This window comes from Christiangramia fulva (genome assembly GCF_003024155.1).
Lineage (GTDB): Bacteria > Bacteroidota > Bacteroidia > Flavobacteriales > Flavobacteriaceae > Christiangramia > Christiangramia fulva.
Genome location: NZ_CP028136.1, coordinates 1,098,884 through 1,115,195, shown reverse-complemented (window position 1 = coordinate 1,115,195; position 16,312 = coordinate 1,098,884). Strand labels below are relative to the sequence as shown.

16 protein-coding genes and 1 pseudogene are annotated in these 16,312 nt (G+C 40.0%); 5 read left to right on the top strand and 12 right to left on the bottom strand.

Features of this window, described 5'->3' with window-relative positions:
* Window positions 1-5 precede the first annotated feature (5 nt).
* The 3 genes from C7S20_RS05115 to C7S20_RS05105 all read right to left on the bottom strand — a co-directional run bounded on the left by C7S20_RS05115 (window position 6) and on the right by C7S20_RS05105 (window position 2,860).
* A complete protein-coding gene (locus C7S20_RS05115) occupies window positions 6-1,121 on the bottom strand; it encodes an efflux RND transporter periplasmic adaptor subunit (RefSeq protein WP_107011472.1) in 1,116 nt (371 codons plus the stop codon).
* 15 nt (window positions 1,122-1,136) lie between these two features.
* Window positions 1,137-1,613 carry a GbsR/MarR family transcriptional regulator gene (locus tag C7S20_RS05110; protein ID WP_227009106.1) on the bottom strand — a complete coding sequence of 159 codons (477 nt, stop codon included), beginning with the start codon at window positions 1,611-1,613 and terminating at the stop codon, window positions 1,137-1,139.
* A 182-nt stretch (window positions 1,614-1,795) separates the two neighbouring features.
* Window positions 1,796-2,860: an isoaspartyl peptidase/L-asparaginase family protein gene (locus tag C7S20_RS05105; protein ID WP_107011470.1), complete on the bottom strand. Its 1,065-nt coding sequence runs from the start codon at window positions 2,858-2,860 to the stop codon at window positions 1,796-1,798.
* Between the two features lie 134 nt (window positions 2,861-2,994).
* Here C7S20_RS05105 and C7S20_RS05100 point away from each other — a divergent pair, with 134 nt between their 5' ends.
* Both C7S20_RS05100 and amaB read left to right on the top strand, forming a co-directional pair.
* Window positions 2,995-3,537 carry a 3-hydroxyanthranilate 3,4-dioxygenase gene (locus C7S20_RS05100; protein ID WP_107011469.1) on the top strand — a complete coding sequence of 181 codons (543 nt, stop codon included), beginning with the start codon at window positions 2,995-2,997 and terminating at the stop codon, window positions 3,535-3,537.
* Between the two features lie 60 nt (window positions 3,538-3,597).
* The gene (gene amaB, locus C7S20_RS05095; protein WP_107011468.1) at window positions 3,598-5,151 is read left to right on the top strand and encodes an L-piperidine-6-carboxylate dehydrogenase; all 1,554 of its coding nucleotides are present in this window, start codon (window positions 3,598-3,600) and stop codon (window positions 5,149-5,151) included.
* Between the two features lie 51 nt (window positions 5,152-5,202).
* Here the strand turns inward: amaB and C7S20_RS05090 are convergent, their stop codons facing one another.
* Window positions 5,203-5,919, bottom strand: coding sequence for a LytR/AlgR family response regulator transcription factor (locus C7S20_RS05090; protein ID WP_107011467.1), 717 nt, complete (start codon window positions 5,917-5,919; stop codon window positions 5,203-5,205).
* Window positions 5,916-6,944, bottom strand: coding sequence for a sensor histidine kinase (locus C7S20_RS05085; RefSeq protein ID WP_107011466.1), 1,029 nt, complete (start codon window positions 6,942-6,944; stop codon window positions 5,916-5,918). The genes C7S20_RS05090 and C7S20_RS05085 overlap by 4 nt, the downstream gene beginning before the upstream one ends.
* Before the next feature lie 202 nt (window positions 6,945-7,146).
* On the opposite strand from C7S20_RS05085, the gene C7S20_RS05080 reads away from it, so the two are divergent.
* A complete protein-coding gene (locus C7S20_RS05080) occupies window positions 7,147-9,534 on the top strand; it encodes a TonB-dependent receptor (RefSeq protein ID WP_107011465.1) in 2,388 nt (795 codons plus the stop codon).
* A gap of 55 nt (window positions 9,535-9,589) precedes the next feature.
* On the opposite strand, the gene C7S20_RS05075 is transcribed toward C7S20_RS05080, so the two are convergent.
* Entirely contained in the window at window positions 9,590-9,892 is a 303-nt protein-coding gene (locus tag C7S20_RS05075) for an antibiotic biosynthesis monooxygenase family protein (RefSeq protein ID WP_107011464.1), read from the bottom strand.
* Window positions 9,893-10,239: 347 nt separating this feature from the next.
* Between C7S20_RS05075 and C7S20_RS19725 the strand changes: the two are divergent.
* A pseudogene (locus C7S20_RS19725) lies at window positions 10,240-10,344 on the top strand (YkvA family protein); the annotation flags it as partial.
* 81 nt (window positions 10,345-10,425) lie between these two features.
* On the opposite strand, the gene C7S20_RS05065 reads toward C7S20_RS19725, so the two are convergent.
* The 6 genes from C7S20_RS05065 to C7S20_RS05040 all read right to left on the bottom strand — a co-directional run bounded on the left by C7S20_RS05065 (window position 10,426) and on the right by C7S20_RS05040 (window position 15,291).
* Entirely contained in the window at window positions 10,426-10,977 is a 552-nt protein-coding gene (locus tag C7S20_RS05065) for an autotransporter domain-containing protein (protein WP_107011462.1), read from the bottom strand.
* A 92-nt stretch (window positions 10,978-11,069) separates the two neighbouring features.
* A complete protein-coding gene (locus C7S20_RS05060) occupies window positions 11,070-12,074 on the bottom strand; it encodes an acyl-ACP desaturase (protein WP_107011461.1) in 1,005 nt (334 codons plus the stop codon).
* Between the two features lie 153 nt (window positions 12,075-12,227).
* A complete protein-coding gene (locus tag C7S20_RS05055; protein ID WP_107011460.1) occupies window positions 12,228-12,956 on the bottom strand; it encodes a metallophosphoesterase family protein in 729 nt (242 codons plus the stop codon).
* Window position 12,957: 1 nt separating this feature from the next.
* Window positions 12,958-14,094 carry an ATP-binding protein gene (locus C7S20_RS05050; RefSeq protein WP_107011459.1) on the bottom strand — a complete coding sequence of 379 codons (1,137 nt, stop codon included), beginning with the start codon at window positions 14,092-14,094 and terminating at the stop codon, window positions 12,958-12,960.
* 25 nt (window positions 14,095-14,119) lie between these two features.
* On the bottom strand, window positions 14,120-14,515 hold the full coding sequence (locus C7S20_RS05045; RefSeq protein ID WP_107011458.1) for a four helix bundle protein: 396 nt from the start codon (window positions 14,513-14,515) through the stop codon (window positions 14,120-14,122).
* A gap of 26 nt (window positions 14,516-14,541) precedes the next feature.
* Entirely contained in the window at window positions 14,542-15,291 is a 750-nt protein-coding gene (locus tag C7S20_RS05040; protein ID WP_107011457.1) for an SDR family NAD(P)-dependent oxidoreductase, read from the bottom strand.
* A gap of 187 nt (window positions 15,292-15,478) precedes the next feature.
* Here C7S20_RS05040 and C7S20_RS05035 point away from each other — a divergent pair, with 187 nt between their 5' ends.
* Complete coding sequence (locus C7S20_RS05035) at window positions 15,479-16,294, top strand: DUF4382 domain-containing protein (protein ID WP_227009105.1); 816 nt, start codon at window positions 15,479-15,481, stop codon at window positions 16,292-16,294.
* Window positions 16,295-16,312: the final 18 nt, after the last annotated feature.

The window sequence follows — 16,312 nt, the reverse complement described above, 5'->3', positions numbered from 1 at the left end:
CTCTATTATTTGAAAACAGTATCAAATGATCCAGTGATACTATCAAGGCTCACTTCGCGAGGATTGATCTTCATTCCGGGACGCACCTTGTTAACGCCATTGGCAAGGATTAATTCGCCTTCCTGGACTCCGTCATTTTCTTTTACCACGTATAGATTTTTCACCTCTCCTTTCACCTGGATAGCTTTAGAAGTTAGGGTGTCGGCCTGCACTTTGTAAACAAAGGTTTGCCCCTGGCGTTCAAAAGTTGAAAGGCTTGGCACGACAAGCGCATTTTCAAAAGTATGGGGGACTTTAATAGTTCCGCTGCTACCATTTCTAAGGAGTCCGTTATTCTCAAATTTTGCCCTGAAATTGACTGTTCCCGTTTGTTGGTCAATGCTGCCCGAAACGGTTTCTATAGTTCCTTCTTTTTCATATTCCCGGGAATTTGCCATTAAAAGCTTCACTTTGGGCATATTCTGGATTTTTTCTGAAATGTTATCACCTTCGGCATTCTGCATGAAATCAAGGAAATCTTTTTCGTTCATCGAAAAATTCGCATAAACATCTTCTATTGAGGAAACAGTGGTCAAAGGGATTTGATCCTGCGGACTAACCAGTGCACCCTTTCTATAATTGATTTTTCCCACAACGCCATCAACGGGACTTTTAATATTGGAATACCCAATATTTGCAACAATACTATTGTAGTTGCTTTTTGCCTGCTGGAGCTTTGCTTTGGCAGTTTCAAGCTGCACCTCGCTGATAATGTTCTTTTCTACCAGGGGTTTTAGCTTATTGACCTCCACCTGCGCAGCATTAACATTTGCTTTTGCCGCTGCCGCATCCTGAGAAAGCGATTCGGTTTCCAGTTTGAAAAGGATTTGGCCTTTTTTAACTTCCTCGCCTTCTTCCACAAGAACATCTGTGATATAACCGGGAACTTTTGCCCGAACGCCGCTATTTACGGTTCCTTCAATAGATGCCGGATAAGAATTATAAGTAGTGACAGTCTTTCGCGGAATTTTAAGAACAGGATATGTAGGCGCCTGTCCCTGATTACCTGAACTTTCGTTGTTGTTACAGGCCAGTAATAGTGCTAAAAAACTTATTAAAGGAATGATCCTGATTAATTTCATCTTTTGGTCGATTAATTAATTGCCAGGCATTTTTGCGATGGCGGTTTCTAAATTCTTCTTTTGCGCCCGGAGATAGTTTCCATAATGATTGGTAAAATCTTTATTCTTCTGAAACTTCTCAGGATTGTTTTCTTTATTGTATTGGGTCAGTTCTTCAAACAGCTCCAGTTCTTTCTGGATTTTTTGAAGATGATCCTGTAATCTCATTTTCACATACTGCTTACTCGCTCTGAAATAGCGCCTTCGCTCGCCTGTTTTGGTAAAATATTCAGCACGGTTTAACTTTAATAACAAATTGAGCTGAGTAGAGACTGAACTTTTACTGGCTCCCGTAATCTGCACGATTTCTTCGAAAGTATGGCCTTCATTGGGCGAAAGTATCATGATCACATTGATCCTTGCGGCAAGAGGCGTTAAGTCATGTGTTTGTTCAAACAAGACTCCTATCTCCTCTATCAGCTTCTTCTTTTTCTCGGGACATCCCCTCATCATCTGAAAAATTGAGCTGCAAATATACAATGGGTTCGGTAAACACCGAACCAAACAAACCTAAAATTTATGATAAATCCGTTCCTTTTTTCTTAGACTGAATTAACTCAAAAGGTTTAAAAATTATCAGAAAAAAGAATTTTCTTCGAATAGAATCTGCTCTTAAACCGAATTTGAGCAGAATATTATTTGCTGTAAATGCCTATTTTAAGCTCCCCATTTTTATTCATCGTGGCACGGTACATTCCGGCTGTGTTGAATTCCATCACCACATTTCCATCATGATCAATAGCGACTATTCCTCCATCACCACCCAGTGCTGGTAATTTTTCCTGAATTACCTCATGAGCAGCTTGCTGAAGAGAGACTCCTTTGTATTCCATCAGGGCAGAAATATCATAAGCGACCACTCCACGGATAAAATATTCACCCCAGCCTGTTGAAGAAACGGCGCAGGTTTTATTATTGGCATAAGTTCCTGCTCCAATAATTGGGGAATCGCCAATACGGTTGTACTTTTTATTGCTCATGCCTCCCGTTGAGGTTCCCGCTGCCAGGTTACCGTCTTTATCAAGAGCGGCGCAACCAACGGTCCCAAATTTTTCATCTTTGATAAACGGATCGTAAAAGGCAGTTTTGTTATTTTTTTCCTTTTCCTCCCTTTCGCGGGCTCTTTCCATTGCCTTATAGCGTTTTTCGGTGTAGAAATAACTGGGATCTACCAGTTCCAGGCCCTGTTCTTTTGCAAATTGTTCTGCTCCTCTTCCTGATAAAAGCACATGGTCTGAATTCACCATCACCTGGTAAGCGAGGTTAATAGGATTCTTAACATTGGTTACTCCGGCCACCGCTCCGGCATTCAAAGTCTGGCCGTCCATAATAGAAGCGTCGAGTTCATTTTTACCTTCATTGGTAAAAACGGCGCCTTTAGCCGAATTAAAAAGCGGACTGTCTTCCATGACATTTATGGTACGCTTTACAGCTTCCACAGAGCTTCCGCCATTAGCAAGAATTTCATAGCCTGTTCTTATTGCCTCTTCAAGTTTAGCCCTGTAAGCCTGTTCCATAGAGTCACTCATATTTTCTTTCAATATAGTCCCAGCACCTCCATGAATAACGATCCCAAAATTTGGAATGCTGTCCTGCTCGGTTTGGGAAGTTGATTTTTCAGCGGAAATCTCCGTTTTACTTTCGGTGTCATTACAGGCGAAAAACGCGACTAGACTAAATAGAAGAAGAAGTTTTTTCATGTTTTTGGTAATTTGGAAGGGAAAGTTAAAGAAATTTCCGGTATTCCAGCCGAAGCGCTTTTTTGGAACTTTAGCAGGATATTTACTGCCGTATGGCGCATATTGCTTAATTTTAAGCTATAAATCAGAAAATTATGGCAGTCAACAAACCATTCAATTTAAATAAATGGATCGAGCAGAACAGGGAAAGCTTAAAACCGCCTGTTGGAAATCGTAATCTTTACAAAGAGTCAGGGGATTATATCGTTATGATCGTGGCCGGCCCAAATGCTCGAAAAGACTATCACTATAATGAAACCGAGGAGTTATTTTATCAACTGGAAGGGAATATAGAAGTTTATATTCAGGAAGACGGCGAGAAAAAGACCATGAAACTTGGACCCGGGGATATGTATCTTAATCCGGCCAAAATTCCTCATTCTCCAGTACGCCACGACGGTTCTATTGGCCTGGTGGTAGAGCGAAAGCGTATTAATGAAAAAGGAAAAGACGGCCTCATCTGGTACTGCGATAATTGCAATCATAAACTTCACGAGGTTTATTTTCCGCTTCAGGATATAGAAACCGATTTCCTAAAGCATTTTAGGGAATTTTATACCAATAAGAACCTCAGAACCTGTGATAATTGCGGGGAAGTCATGCCGGTGGATCCAAGATTTACTGCCGTCGAGGAATAGCGATTTATTTTTTCTATTTTCGCAAGAACTACACAAAATAACAGATAAAAACGCAATTTAATGAGTAAAATCGCTGAAGAATTCGGGATTCAACAAGCCCTGAAAGATCTAGGTTTAAATGAAATTAATAACGGGACTTCCACTGGAACAGATTGGTTTGGAAATGGTGATATTATCGAATCTTATTCTCCTGTAGATGGAGCTTTGGTGGGAAAAGTGAAAGCCACGACCAAAGACGATTATGAAAAAGTGATCACCACCGCCGAAAAAGGGTTTAAAGAATGGAGAACCTGGCCTTCACCAAAAAGAGGGGAAGTGGTTCGCCAGTTCAATGATGAACTAAGAAAATTAAAAGAACCGTTGGGAAAGCTGGTTTCTTATGAAATGGGAAAATCTTACCAGGAAGGCCTGGGAGAAGTTCAGGAGATGATTGATATCTGCGATTTCGCAGTGGGACTTTCCCGCCAGCTTCATGGACTTACCATGCACAGTGAGCGTCCCGGCCACAGGATGTACGAACAATATCATCCGCTGGGAGTGGTTGGAGTGATTTCAGCTTTTAATTTCCCGGTTGCGGTATGGTCATGGAATACGGCTTTAGCCTGGGTTTGTGGCGATGCCTGTATTTGGAAAGGTTCGGAAAAAACTCCTCTTACCTCGGTTGCCTGCCAGAATATTGCAGCGAGAATATTTGCTGAAAACGGCGTTCCAGCAGGAATCTCGTGCTTGATAACTGGAGATTACAGAGTGGGGGAAATGATGACAAAGGATGAACGTGTGCCGTTAATTTCAGCCACAGGATCCATCAGAATGGGAAAAATCGTGGCTCAGGCCGTGGCCGCAAGACTCGGAAAAAGTCTGCTGGAACTCGGCGGAAATAATGCCATTATTGTAACTCCTGACGCGAATATTAAAAATACCGTGATCGGAGCGGTCTTTGGCGCGGTAGGAACCTGCGGACAACGTTGTACGTCCACGCGTAGATTGATCGTTCACGAAGATATTTACGATAAGGTGAAAGATGCGATAGTTAACGCTTATAAACAGATAAGAATTGGAAATCCGCTGGATGAGAATAATCATGTTGGGCCGTTGATCGATAAAGACGCGGTGAAGAATTATCAAAATGCACTTAAAAAAGTGGTTGAGGAAGGCGGAAATATCCTAGTTGAAGGCGGAGTGCTTGAAGGCGAAGGCTACGAAAGCGGTTGTTATGTAAAACCGGCGATTGCTGAAGCTAAGAACGAATTCGAGATCGTGCAGCAGGAAACTTTTGCTCCGGTTCTTTATCTTCTGAAGTATTCGGGTGATGTTGGCAAAGCCGTTGAAATTCAGAATGGAGTAAAACAAGGACTCTCTTCAGCGATTATGACCAATAATTTGCGGGAAGCAGAAAGATTTCTTTCCGTAGAAGGTTCAGATTGTGGGATTGCCAATGTCAATATTGGAACCTCAGGTGCCGAGATCGGTGGCGCTTTTGGCGGTGAAAAGGAAACCGGCGGCGGCCGTGAATCAGGTTCAGATGCCTGGAAGGTTTATATGAGAAGACAAACCAATACCATAAATTTCACTACCGAATTACCTCTTGCACAAGGGATCAAATTCGACCTGTAGTTTAGTTTTTAAGTGCCGATTATCAAACCCGCTTCTATTTGGAGCGGGTTTTTATATTCTTCGCTCCCTGATTTTTTCAAAAAAAGTATGGCGGTAAGTGTCTCCCAGCGGCAGGCTGTCATCGCCAACCCAAACCTCAGAAGTATCAGTTTTACTTACCTTGGCGATGGAAACGATATAGGATTTGTGAGTTTTGATAAATTTTTCTGAAGGCAGGTTCTCCTCAAAATGCTTCAGTGTATTGTAAGTGACGATCTGTTCGTGTTTGGTGTGGATCACTACATAATTACGGATGCTCTCAAGGTAAAGGATCTCAGAAAAATCAACTTTCTGAAATTTGTTCTTTCCATCGGTCTTTACGAAAAAGAAATTTTCGGAAGCTTCATTTTCGTTGCTGTTATGCCTGTTTTCAGCCTTTAGTTTTTTTACTTTTTCAACGGCTTCCAGAAAACGGCTGAAAGAAATAGGCTTAAGCAGATAATCAGTTGCGTTCAGCTCGAATCCTTCCACGGCAAATTGGGCATAAGCAGTGGTAAAGATGACCTTCACATCACCCGAAATGAGTTTGGAAAGCTGTATTCCGGTAAGATCGGGCATTTGTATGTCTAAAAAGATGAGATCAGGACTGAACTTTTCGATTAGCTGAAGCGCTTCTATAGACTTGGTGGTTGTTGCCTCACATTCCAGATAGGGAACTTGGCGGATGTATTTTTCCAGGATTCGCAGCGCGTGAGGTTCATCGTCTATAATCAGGCATTTTAAATTCATAGCATCGGGATTTTCAGTTCGGCTTCAAATTTTCCATTTTCATTATTGATATTCAGCTTATAGTCTTGACCATACATCAGATCCAGCCTTTTTCTGATATTTTTATAACCGATACCAACCTCTTCGTAGCTGGTTTGTGTTTTGTAGAAATTAATAGTTTTCATGATAAGCCTGTTTCCTTCGGTTTTCAGAAGAATGCTCAAAGGTTTTTCCGGATCGTCAAGAATACCATGTTTAAAGGCATTTTCCACAAAATGTATAAGTAGAAGAGACGGAATTTGTTCATTGCTGACCGCATGAGGGAAATTAATAGTGATTTTCAGCTTATTGTCAAACCTTCGCTGAAAAAGATCGATATAGTTCTTCAGAAAAACGATCTCATCCTTTAAAAATACACGGTCATTCTCATCTTCATAGGTCACGTAGCGCAGCATTTCTGACAACTTCAAAATATCCTCGCTCAATTTTGGCGAGGTATCATAGAGGTCAGAATACATGCTATTCAATGTATTAAATAGAAAATGGGGGCTCAGTTGGGATTTTAAATTCTGAAGTTGTGCCTGTTTCTTTTCTATTTTCAGTTCCTGAAGCTGGCCCGTAGTGGTTACCAGTTTTTTTATCAGATAGAGAACAGTGCTTATGATAAGAATCCTTAAGGCGTAATAAGAATTGTCATAAAAATAATAGAGAAAATTGCGGGAATCGGCCGTGTAATTATGCATACCTGTAAATTGAAAAAGAACGATTTCCTCCAGAAAATATCTAAGGCCTGCAAAAGCAAATATCAGCGCTATAATGCCTCCCAGGAATTGAGCCCAGTTCTTTTGCGGAATGGTTCTCGGGGCGAGCCAGGCATAATTAGTATAGAAAATTGTCACTTCGAGAGTGGTAAATAGAAGAGTAGCTATTAAACGCCATAGGTCAGGATTATGATAATCCCGCAATACGTAATTCGAAAACTGATCCATGGCTATGAACAGTATCCAGAAAATAATGTGGTATGTAATCTCCTGTTTCCGGGTCATGGCTACAAATTAAAGACTTTCTGTCCTTTTTAATGGTTTTTCCCGTCTATATCAGCTTTTGACATGATCAAAACCCTTTTTCACACAATGAACCGGTTCTTTTTAGAAAAACCCTGATTGGTGGCAGAATTTCGCCGTTTCGTCAGAAAATGAATTTCTTAAAAGTATTTCGGCCTATTCTTGAACCGAAAATCAATTTATCATGAAAAAAACAAACATTATCTATCTCATCACATTTCTGTCATTTATTACTGTGCACGCCCAGCAGGTGATCTCTGGGAAAGTGACCTCGGCGGGCGAACCTCTGGCTTTTGCCACAGTAACACTGTCTCCGGGCGACTCCACGGCAGCACCTATTGCCTATGACTATGCCAACGAAAACGGGATCTTTAAGATGGAAGTAAAAAAAGAGTTTAAATCGGCAATTCTGAAAATAGAGGCTATGGGCTTTCAGGATTTTAGCCGAAGACTAAACAGCGACGAACTTCCACTTAAAAATTTAAAAATTCAGCTTAATGCTTCAAATAACGAGCTTAAAGAGGTCGAACTGATCGCTGAGAGTAGAAAGGCTATTAGTCTGAAAGACAATAAATTCATATTTGATGTTGAAAAAACGGGCCTCGGCGTTGCCAGTGACGGCCTTGAGGTGATGCAACAAATTCCTGGTATCAGCCTTGATCGCAATGAGAACATTCAGTTTCGCGGTAGCACAGGTGTTAAGATTCTCATTAATGGCAAGACCAGTTTTCTAAAAGTCGAAGCCCTGCGGGAATATGTGCGTTCGCTGAACGGAGAAGATATCCAGAGGGTCGAGATCATCGCCCAACCTTCTTCTCGTTATGAAGCGGAAGGGACCACGGGAATCATCAATATTGTACTCAAGAAAAAACGCAAAGCTGGAATTACAGGGCATGTCTATTCCTCATTCGGTTATGGTGAACATCCAAAATATCGCAACGGCGGAAACCTTTATTACAGCGATTCGCTATGGAACTTTAACTTGAATGCCTATTACAACGATACCCGTTCGGTAAATCACAGAAGAGTAGAGCAGGATATTTTAGATAAGGATCAAAAGATCGTACAGACCAATGAATGGCTGCCTCATACGCTATCGCGAAGCGCGAATTTCGGCGTGGAAAGATACCTGCCTCACAACCAGACTTTGAGTACTTCCTGGCGAATTCATTCTATGACAGGCGATGAACAAACCTATGGTAGTACCCATGAATACAGGGGAGTCAATCTTTACAAACAGGTTGACCTGAATAAAAAGGCCAATATTCCGGTCACCGATGTTACCGGAAATATTTTCTACCAGAATTCTTCAGATGACGGAAAAAGAAAACTGGAAGCGCAGCTGAATTACTCTTATTTCGATCAAAAGAATAATAACCTGCTTCAGAATAAATATGAAATAAACCCTGAAGGATCGAGCGATCTGGTACTTAATAACCTCAATAATCTGAAATATCATATTTTTTCAGGGAGGCTTGATTATACGGTGCCAGTCAATTCCAAGCTGAATTTGGAAACCGGTGCTAAATATTCGTCGGTGAATACCGGGTATTCCAATGATTATGAAGCTAATGACCCGGATCAGCTCTTTATCCCCGAAAACCTTCTTAATAATACTTTCAATTATAGTGAAGACCTGGTTTCAGCTTATCTACAGGGAGCGTATTCACTTGAAAACATCAGCTTTAAAGTCGGTTTACGTTCTGAATATATAAATTATACTGGCGAATCGAAAAGTGGAAAAAACAGCGATGAGTATATTTCTTTATTTCCGTCTTTCTCAGCCAGCCTGGAAAAAGGAAATCATCAGTATCAATTTTCATATAGCCGAAGAATTGGTCGTCCGGTGTATAAAGATCTGAATCCTTTTTATGAGTATATAGACCCTTATACCCTACAGCAGGGAAATCCTGATTTGCAACCGCAATTTTATCACAGTTTTCAGCTTAATTACGTCTATAATAACGCGTATACCGCCAGTTTTTACGGGTATCTCTATAAGGATAAGATCACAAGAGTGATCGATTTTGACAAAAACAGGAATTACACTACTTATTACCAGGCTAATGCCAGCCGCGGTAAGCGTTTTGGCCTTTCTGTGAATGTACCTTTTGACCCTAAAGACTGGTGGAAAATTCAGTTAAGCGGAGATGCCTATTATAGCTATGAAAAATCTGATATTCCAGGTTACGCCTACGCTAACGGAGGTTTTGGTTATAATCTTAACCTGTACCAGATGTTCAGTTTTGACCATGACTGGAACTTTCAACTGACTTCTTTTTACAGCGGCCCTTCGGAAAGTGGGAACACTAAAATTAAATCTTCCTATGATTTTAGCCTTTCTGGAAAGAAGCAGTTCTGGCAAAACAGGTTGCAGTTGGAAGCGGGCTGCCAGAATATTTTCAAAAAAGCCTACTGGCACAGCGTTACACGTCAGGATGAGGTCGTGACTGGCTGGGTGAATAGATGGGAAACCCGACAGTTTTCGATTAAACTCACTTACAATTTTGGGATGCAGAAAACGAAAAACATCAAAGACGCTTCTATTTCAGAAGAAAAAAGCAGAATGTAATCAATTTTGATTTGTTTTGTTAGTCCGAAGACCCGCTTCAGCTATGTAGCGGGTTTTATATTTGCCGATAGCGAATTTCATAATGCTTCACTTCTTTGTCGAACCTGACCATCATTTGCTGTGCTTTTTCTTTTACCACTGCCCGGGAAATATTTTCACCCGCGAAAGCCTTTATAGATTCCAGATTTTCCCATTCGGAAGTGAACATATATTCATTACCTGAAATATTCTTTTTTATACTCGCCCCGTGAAATCCTTTTAAAGCCGAAAGTTCAGGAAGAATCTCTTCTTTCAGGAAATTTTCATATTCTAAATTCTTATCGGGTTTTAATTCACAGGTCCATTGCCTTGCGATCATAATACGTGTTTTAATATTAAATAATAAATTCCGGTAAAATAGCTCTAAAATTTATCATAAAGGAATGATAAGGTTTTGCGCTGACAAAAGGAATTTTTTATTTTCGGATTTCAGTAAAAATTTTAAGCATGAGCGAATTTTCCACCGAGAAGGCAAAAGAAGAACACACCAAAAGAACAGAGGATTTTGAAGAAAAAGATGTTGAAAAAGTAATCGACAAAGAAGAAAAGATCCTTAGAAAATTTGAACACAAGGGTAAATTGCATCGATATATTGATGACGCAAAAATCCTTTTTTCGCTCGTGCGGGATTATGCCAGCGGATCTTACCGGGAGATTCCTTTTAATATTATAGCTGCTGTTGGCGCGGCCTTACTCTATGTGCTTTCGCCAATAGATCTTATCCCCGATTTTATTCCGGTGCTGGGTTACCTTGATGATGCTGCAGTGATCGCTTTTTGCCTTAATTTAATTGAAAAAGACCTCGCCAGTTACAAGGTCTGGAAGAACAGCGAGGTAGAATCTTAAGATTTGCTAAAATCGGTAACCAATATTGAGCCCGGCATTGAATTCAATGGCTGAGAATTTTTCTTTGACCGTATCGCTGAAGTTTCTGCCTAAATTAAGAAAAGGGCCTATTACAAAGGTGTCGTTAAAATTCCATTCATAACCAAGGCCGAACCCGATGATGAAAGAATCCATATCAATTATTTCTTTTCCAGTTGTTTCGGGGTCGATCATCCTGTCCTGCGTAAATTCTCCGGTGCGGTACTTTAAAAAAGGATTTACATACAGGCCTGAACCGGCATTATATTCTCCGAAATAATAATTATACCCCAGTTTAAAACTGGAAGTATTAAATTCCCTGCTTCCTTTTTCTGAATGATAGTTCATGCGGTCATTGATAAGGAAAACTCCCTCAACCGATTGATGAAAATCAAGGAAACGTTCATACCCGAATTCAACTGAAGCGATGGCTATGGTGTTTCCGATATTTAACTTTACTTCATTTAATTTTTCCGATGATTGGGAAAAAGCTTTTGTAAAAAGGAAGAGGCTTAAGATTAAGAGCAGTAATTTTTTCATAAATCGCAAATATGGCGTGAAAGTACTAATAAATTCAATAAAAAAAGTCCGCATTCAGCGGACTTTAAATTTTATAGGGTCATTAGAATTCTTTAAACCATTCCGTTAGCTTCCACCCATTTGAAACGGTGTGGATCCTGTGGAATGGAAATTCTATCAGCGATTCTCGACATCCTGTCGGGTAAATGCATCAGATAATCACGTGCCTTTTCGGCTTCATCGGTAAGGGAATTCATTTTATCAATTTCCCAGAAACTATTCAGTTTTTGTAAAATATCAATATAGTCATAAGTAGTATAAACTCCCAGGCGTTGCGCTGCATTCGAAAAGTTTTCAAAAGCTTCTGCAATTCCCTGGCCCGATTCCCGAAGAAATTGCGCAGGCATTACAATTTTCTTTTTCATCATATCCTGGAAAGCCAGCATCATTTCACTTGGGTCAATCTCAAAAATTGTCTTTACAAAATCGCGATAAGCCATATAGTGCCTCATTTCGTCACCGGCGATGATGTTACACATTTTTCCCAGCATCTTATTGCCTTTTTTCTTGGCTAACTGGCCCACCCTTTTATGGGAAATATTGGTCGCCAGTTCCTGGAAGCTGGTGTACACGAAGTTGCGGTAGGGATCCCTTCCGGTTCCAATATCAAAGCCGTCATTGATAAGGTGGTGGGTGGTTCTTTCTATTTCTTTCATATTTACCCTTCCTGAAAGGTATAAATACTTATTCAGGGTGTCGCCGTGACGGTTTTCTTCGCCGGTCCACTGGCGTACCCATTTAGCCCAGGCATTTTGTTCGCCACGGGATTTTCCATGTTGTTCCACACCTTCCATATCCATTAACCAGGATTCGTAGGTGGGTAGTGCTTCTTCAGTTACCATATCGGCTACGAGCACCACCCAGAAATCATAGCCAAGTTCTTTGGCTTCTTCCCGTATTTGATGTACTACTTCAAAACCTTCATCATTCTCAAGATTGGGGAGTAAGTCGGTGGGTTGCCATATATCTTCTACGGGAATGAGGTATTTATCGATGAAACCCTGAACCGATTTCTCGACAGTTTGCATTACCTCTAATCTCATATTTTTTAATGCCATCTATTTAATTTTAAAACGTTTAGGGCTTAATTGAATCTATTTTACTTAATTTCTATCAATTAGTATGCTGAAATATAAAATTTTTATAAAAATTTCCAATTAATTGAACTGCAAAGATATAAATAAGCAGGCAGAGCCCATACTAAAAAACACTTAATTTCTGCCCTTTTCCCCGGGATATAAGGTGTGCACGGGGTCACTTTGATAAAGTTCCTTGGTTTCCACGTCTATTGCCGAGATAGGACCTTTAAAAGCAGCGCCGGTATCTACATTCCAGACATTGGCTTTATGAAAGGGTTTGGTTTTGCCAATTCTGGTCACCGGAGTATGGCCAATATAGATTTCTTTGAAGTGTTGAAGCCTGCTTGGGAAAAAATCATCTTCTTTTTTTAGATCAGGATCCAGGGAAAGAACCATTTCCCAAAGTGTGCGGTCCCAGTAATAACCCGTGTCGTGATATTCATAATCTGGGCCGTGGAGATTGGTAAACCCGGCATGCACAAATAACCTGTTTTCATCATCTTTATAATAATTGAACATCTGGTGAAAAAATTCCATATGTGCCTCCAGTTGTTCATCGGTGAAGTCGCGGTATGCATCTATACTCGACTGGCCGCCATGTTCAAGCCATTTTTGATTAAGTTCCCCCGTTTCCAGCCATTTATGGGCAAGATCGTCATGATTTCCTCTTAAAAAGATACAGGAATTCTGCCTGGAAAGATCGATGAGGTAACTCACCGTATTTGCTGAATCGCTCCATCCGTCTACATAATCTCCCAGGAAGATGAGCTGATCATCAGGGGTGAGATCAATTCTTTCTAAAAGCTGAACAAGACCGCGTAAACCGCCGTGAAGATCTCCAATAACCAGTTTTCTACCCATATTAATTGTATTTCACCTTCCGCAAAATTCGCATACTTTCTTTATAAGAGTTGTAGATCTCAGGATCATACGCCTTAAGATAAGGTTTGGCTTCTTCGAGTTTGGTTAAAGCTTCTTTAAAATTATTCAAATAACATAATAAATAAGTAGAAGGCAGATTTCGAAGGTCTTTTTGCTGTTCTTTGTTGAGCTCATAACCTTTTTTCAATTTTTCTACCAGTGCTTTATTGGTGTTGTAGATGTGATAAAGCGTTTTTTTATCAAAGGCGGGGGGTTTAAAAAGAAGCTGACTTTCTATCTCATAGCTTCCATTATCCCTGAAATGAATGACCACCTCTTCAAGCGGATAATATTTAAACTGGTCGTGAAGTCCTAAATGCACATATTCCACAATTGTGAAATTGTCATTATCGAGGCTGATGCTCACTTCATCAAGATCTGAATAAAACAGCTTAACCTGTTCGTTTATAAGTTCTATATCTACTCTTGAGTAATAAATATCGCTGTGATTCTTTTTTTGTTTTCCCGCCCAACAAACCACAAAATATTCTTTAAAGACTTTATAGGCGGGATTATAATCTCTTCTTTTTTTCATGAAATCAAAAACGCCATCCAGGGTATGCTCGATATTGTTATGGGAATGATTTTCAATGGAAGCGACAATTTGGGAGTTTATATCTTTTATCTCAATATCAAAAACTTTGGGCATGCTAATACTCCCATCCCTAAAGAAGACCGAACCTCCGTAATATTTCCAAATATTTTTTCTGAAAGAGCATATTCTTCCGTGGTTAGGCCTGATGGTTACGAGCCCCACAACCAGTTCATCAGAAAGGTGCGGGAAGGGAATATTTTCATAGGAAATGATCGGGGGATTTGTAAGATAGGCATTGATGAGATTCTGAATTTTGCTGTCGTCAAAGAAATCGATGCCCACAATGCTATTATCTTCATCTTCAACGCCAATCACGATATACGAATTGTTCTCGGGATTGGAATTTGAAAGAGCGCAGATATGCTTTAAAAATTTAGCCTTCCCTTCTTTTTCGCCAATATTGAGTTGCCGCTTTTTATCATAAAAGCTGTTCTCGTCGTTATGCGCGAGCAGGTTTTTAATGAGAAGGCGTTTGTTGATCACTTCTTCTATTCTTTATTTAATATTCTTATTTTTTATTGAATTTGGACCCTCTTTTTTCTGAAGCTTTCAGGTAATTAAGAAATTTGGAAATTTGATTTCCAAGGACTTCTGCATTTTTTGTTATCTGAAGAAAATCTTCTTCTGAAATATGTTTTCTATCATAAGCCCTTTGCAACTGAGCCATGGTTTCATTATTTGATCCCCGAGCTATCGCCAGAAATTGAATGAATTCTTTATTTCCTCCCCTTCCAAAACCTTCTGCAATATTGTCCATTACCGAACCTGAAGAGGCATTAATTTGATCTCTCAATTTATAATCGTTTTTTAATTCAGTTTCCTGAATTAAATTCCAGATTCTCTGACATTGGACTCGGGCGAGATTATAAATTTCCAGGTCTTGAAAATTTTTGAAATGAGACATTTATAAAAAATAAGAATAAAGAATAATCAATTTTTATCAACGATAGTACTTGTTGCCTGCGCCGTAGGTAGAACGGTAAGATCAGCGATATTAACATGGTAAGGTCTTGTGACCACAAAATGAATGATATCGGCTATGTCTTCCGGCTTTAGCGGCTGAAATCCATCATAGACTTTTTCGGCTTTTTCAGTGTCGCCTTTAAAACGAACTTCACTGAATTCGGTATGCACAAGTCCCGGATTTACAGCGCCAACACGTATTCCGTTTCCGTTAAGGTCAATGCGCATACCCTGATTAATGGCATCAACCGCATGTTTACTTGCACAGTACACATTTCCTCTTGGGTAAACTTCTTTACCTGCAGTGGAACCAATATTTATAATATGTCCAGATTGCCTTTCGATCATTCCCGGCATCACCGCTTTACTCACATACAGCAAACCTTTTACGTTAATATCGAGCATAGCATCCCAATCATCCATATTTCCCTGCTGAATGGGATCCAGGCCGTGGGCATTTCCTGCGTTATTGACGAGAATGTCAATTCTACGGAAATCTTCTGGCAGGGAACCAATTTTTTCAAACACATCGTCTTTATTCCTCACATCAAAACTGAGGATGTGTACCTCTGTTTCCCCAGAAAGCTCCTGTTTTAGCTTTTCCAGCCTTTCCTGTCGCCTTCCGCAGAGAATTAATCTAATGCCGTTAAGGGCGAACCGTATCGCCGTTGATTTACCAATTCCGCTGGTAGCGCCTGTAATTAATGCAGTTTTCATAGCTTTAAAATATTATTTCAATTTACGATAGTTGGATTATTTTTGCCTTTTCCAAAAACTAAAGTAGGGTTAAGACCCGTTAAATTTCGTTAATAAAAAGAGATAATGAAAAATTTTGCATGGTGATTGCCGTTAAAAACCCAAAAACCAATAATATCTACTTATGAGAATTTTAAAGACATTTTATTTGAAGTATTTTTTAATCGCTGGCCTTATAATATTTGGATTAACCAGTTGTTCTGAAGATAATACCGATAATCCCGAATCCGGAACCGCTAATTTGACAGTCAGGATGACCGATGCGCCCGGAGATTATGATGCGGTCTTCGTGGATGTTCAGGATGTTGAAATTCATGTGCAAACCGATGGAACCCTGGAAGGAGATACTGACGGCGATGGATGGATTAGTGTTGGAAATGTAGACACTGGGGTCTATGATCTTTTAGGCCTTACAGGTGGAGTTACCCAGGTATTGGCTAATTCAGAAGTTCCAGCCGGATACGTGAGTCAGATGCGTTTAGTTTTAGGATCTGAAAATTCAGTGGTAATTGATGGCGAAACAAAATCATTGAATGTTCCCAGTGGCCAGGAATCCGGTTTGAAATTTCAAATAGACAAGGATTTTGTTGCCGGTGAAAACTATTCCTTTTTACTCGATTTTGATGTCGATAAATCGGTTGTGGTTACAGGAAATGGAGGTTATAACCTGAACCCGGTAATAAGAGTAAATACTGAAGCCAATGCCGGAAAGGTGGTAGGAACCGTTTTACCTCCAGCCGATTTTACTGCTGATCTTACCAGCCTTGTAGTGCTTAGTAATAATGATGTTACCATCTCAGCCTATACCGATGCCAATGGTAATTTCTCCCTTAATGGAGTTCCTGCCGGAACTTATAAATTAGAGGTCATTCCTGATGACGATTCTGGATTAAGTATCTACACCATTGATGAGGTTGTGGTAGAAGAAAACAGCACCAACGATCTGGGTGAAATTCAGTTATAATAAATAAGGATTTTTATA

Coding starts and splice junctions, on each gene's coding strand:
- C7S20_RS05115 (WP_107011472.1), bottom strand. CDS start 1,121: ATGAAATTAATCAGGATCATTCCTTTAATAAGTTTTTTAGCACTATTA.
- C7S20_RS05110 (WP_227009106.1), bottom strand. CDS start 1,613: ATGATGAGGGGATGTCCCGAGAAAAAGAAGAAGCTGATAGAGGAGATA.
- C7S20_RS05105 (WP_107011470.1), bottom strand. CDS start 2,860: ATGAAAAAACTTCTTCTTCTATTTAGTCTAGTCGCGTTTTTCGCCTGT.
- C7S20_RS05100 (WP_107011469.1), top strand. CDS start 2,995: ATGGCAGTCAACAAACCATTCAATTTAAATAAATGGATCGAGCAGAAC.
- amaB (WP_107011468.1), top strand. CDS start 3,598: ATGAGTAAAATCGCTGAAGAATTCGGGATTCAACAAGCCCTGAAAGAT.
- C7S20_RS05090 (WP_107011467.1), bottom strand. CDS start 5,919: ATGAATTTAAAATGCCTGATTATAGACGATGAACCTCACGCGCTGCGA.
- C7S20_RS05085 (WP_107011466.1), bottom strand. CDS start 6,944: ATGACCCGGAAACAGGAGATTACATACCACATTATTTTCTGGATACTG.
- C7S20_RS05080 (WP_107011465.1), top strand. CDS start 7,147: ATGAAAAAAACAAACATTATCTATCTCATCACATTTCTGTCATTTATT.
- C7S20_RS05075 (WP_107011464.1), bottom strand. CDS start 9,892: ATGATCGCAAGGCAATGGACCTGTGAATTAAAACCCGATAAGAATTTA.
- C7S20_RS05065 (WP_107011462.1), bottom strand. CDS start 10,977: ATGAAAAAATTACTGCTCTTAATCTTAAGCCTCTTCCTTTTTACAAAA.
- C7S20_RS05060 (WP_107011461.1), bottom strand. CDS start 12,074: ATGGCATTAAAAAATATGAGATTAGAGGTAATGCAAACTGTCGAGAAA.
- C7S20_RS05055 (WP_107011460.1), bottom strand. CDS start 12,956: ATGGGTAGAAAACTGGTTATTGGAGATCTTCACGGCGGTTTACGCGGT.
- C7S20_RS05045 (WP_107011458.1), bottom strand. CDS start 14,515: ATGTCTCATTTCAAAAATTTTCAAGACCTGGAAATTTATAATCTCGCC.
- C7S20_RS05040 (WP_107011457.1), bottom strand. CDS start 15,291: ATGAAAACTGCATTAATTACAGGCGCTACCAGCGGAATTGGTAAATCA.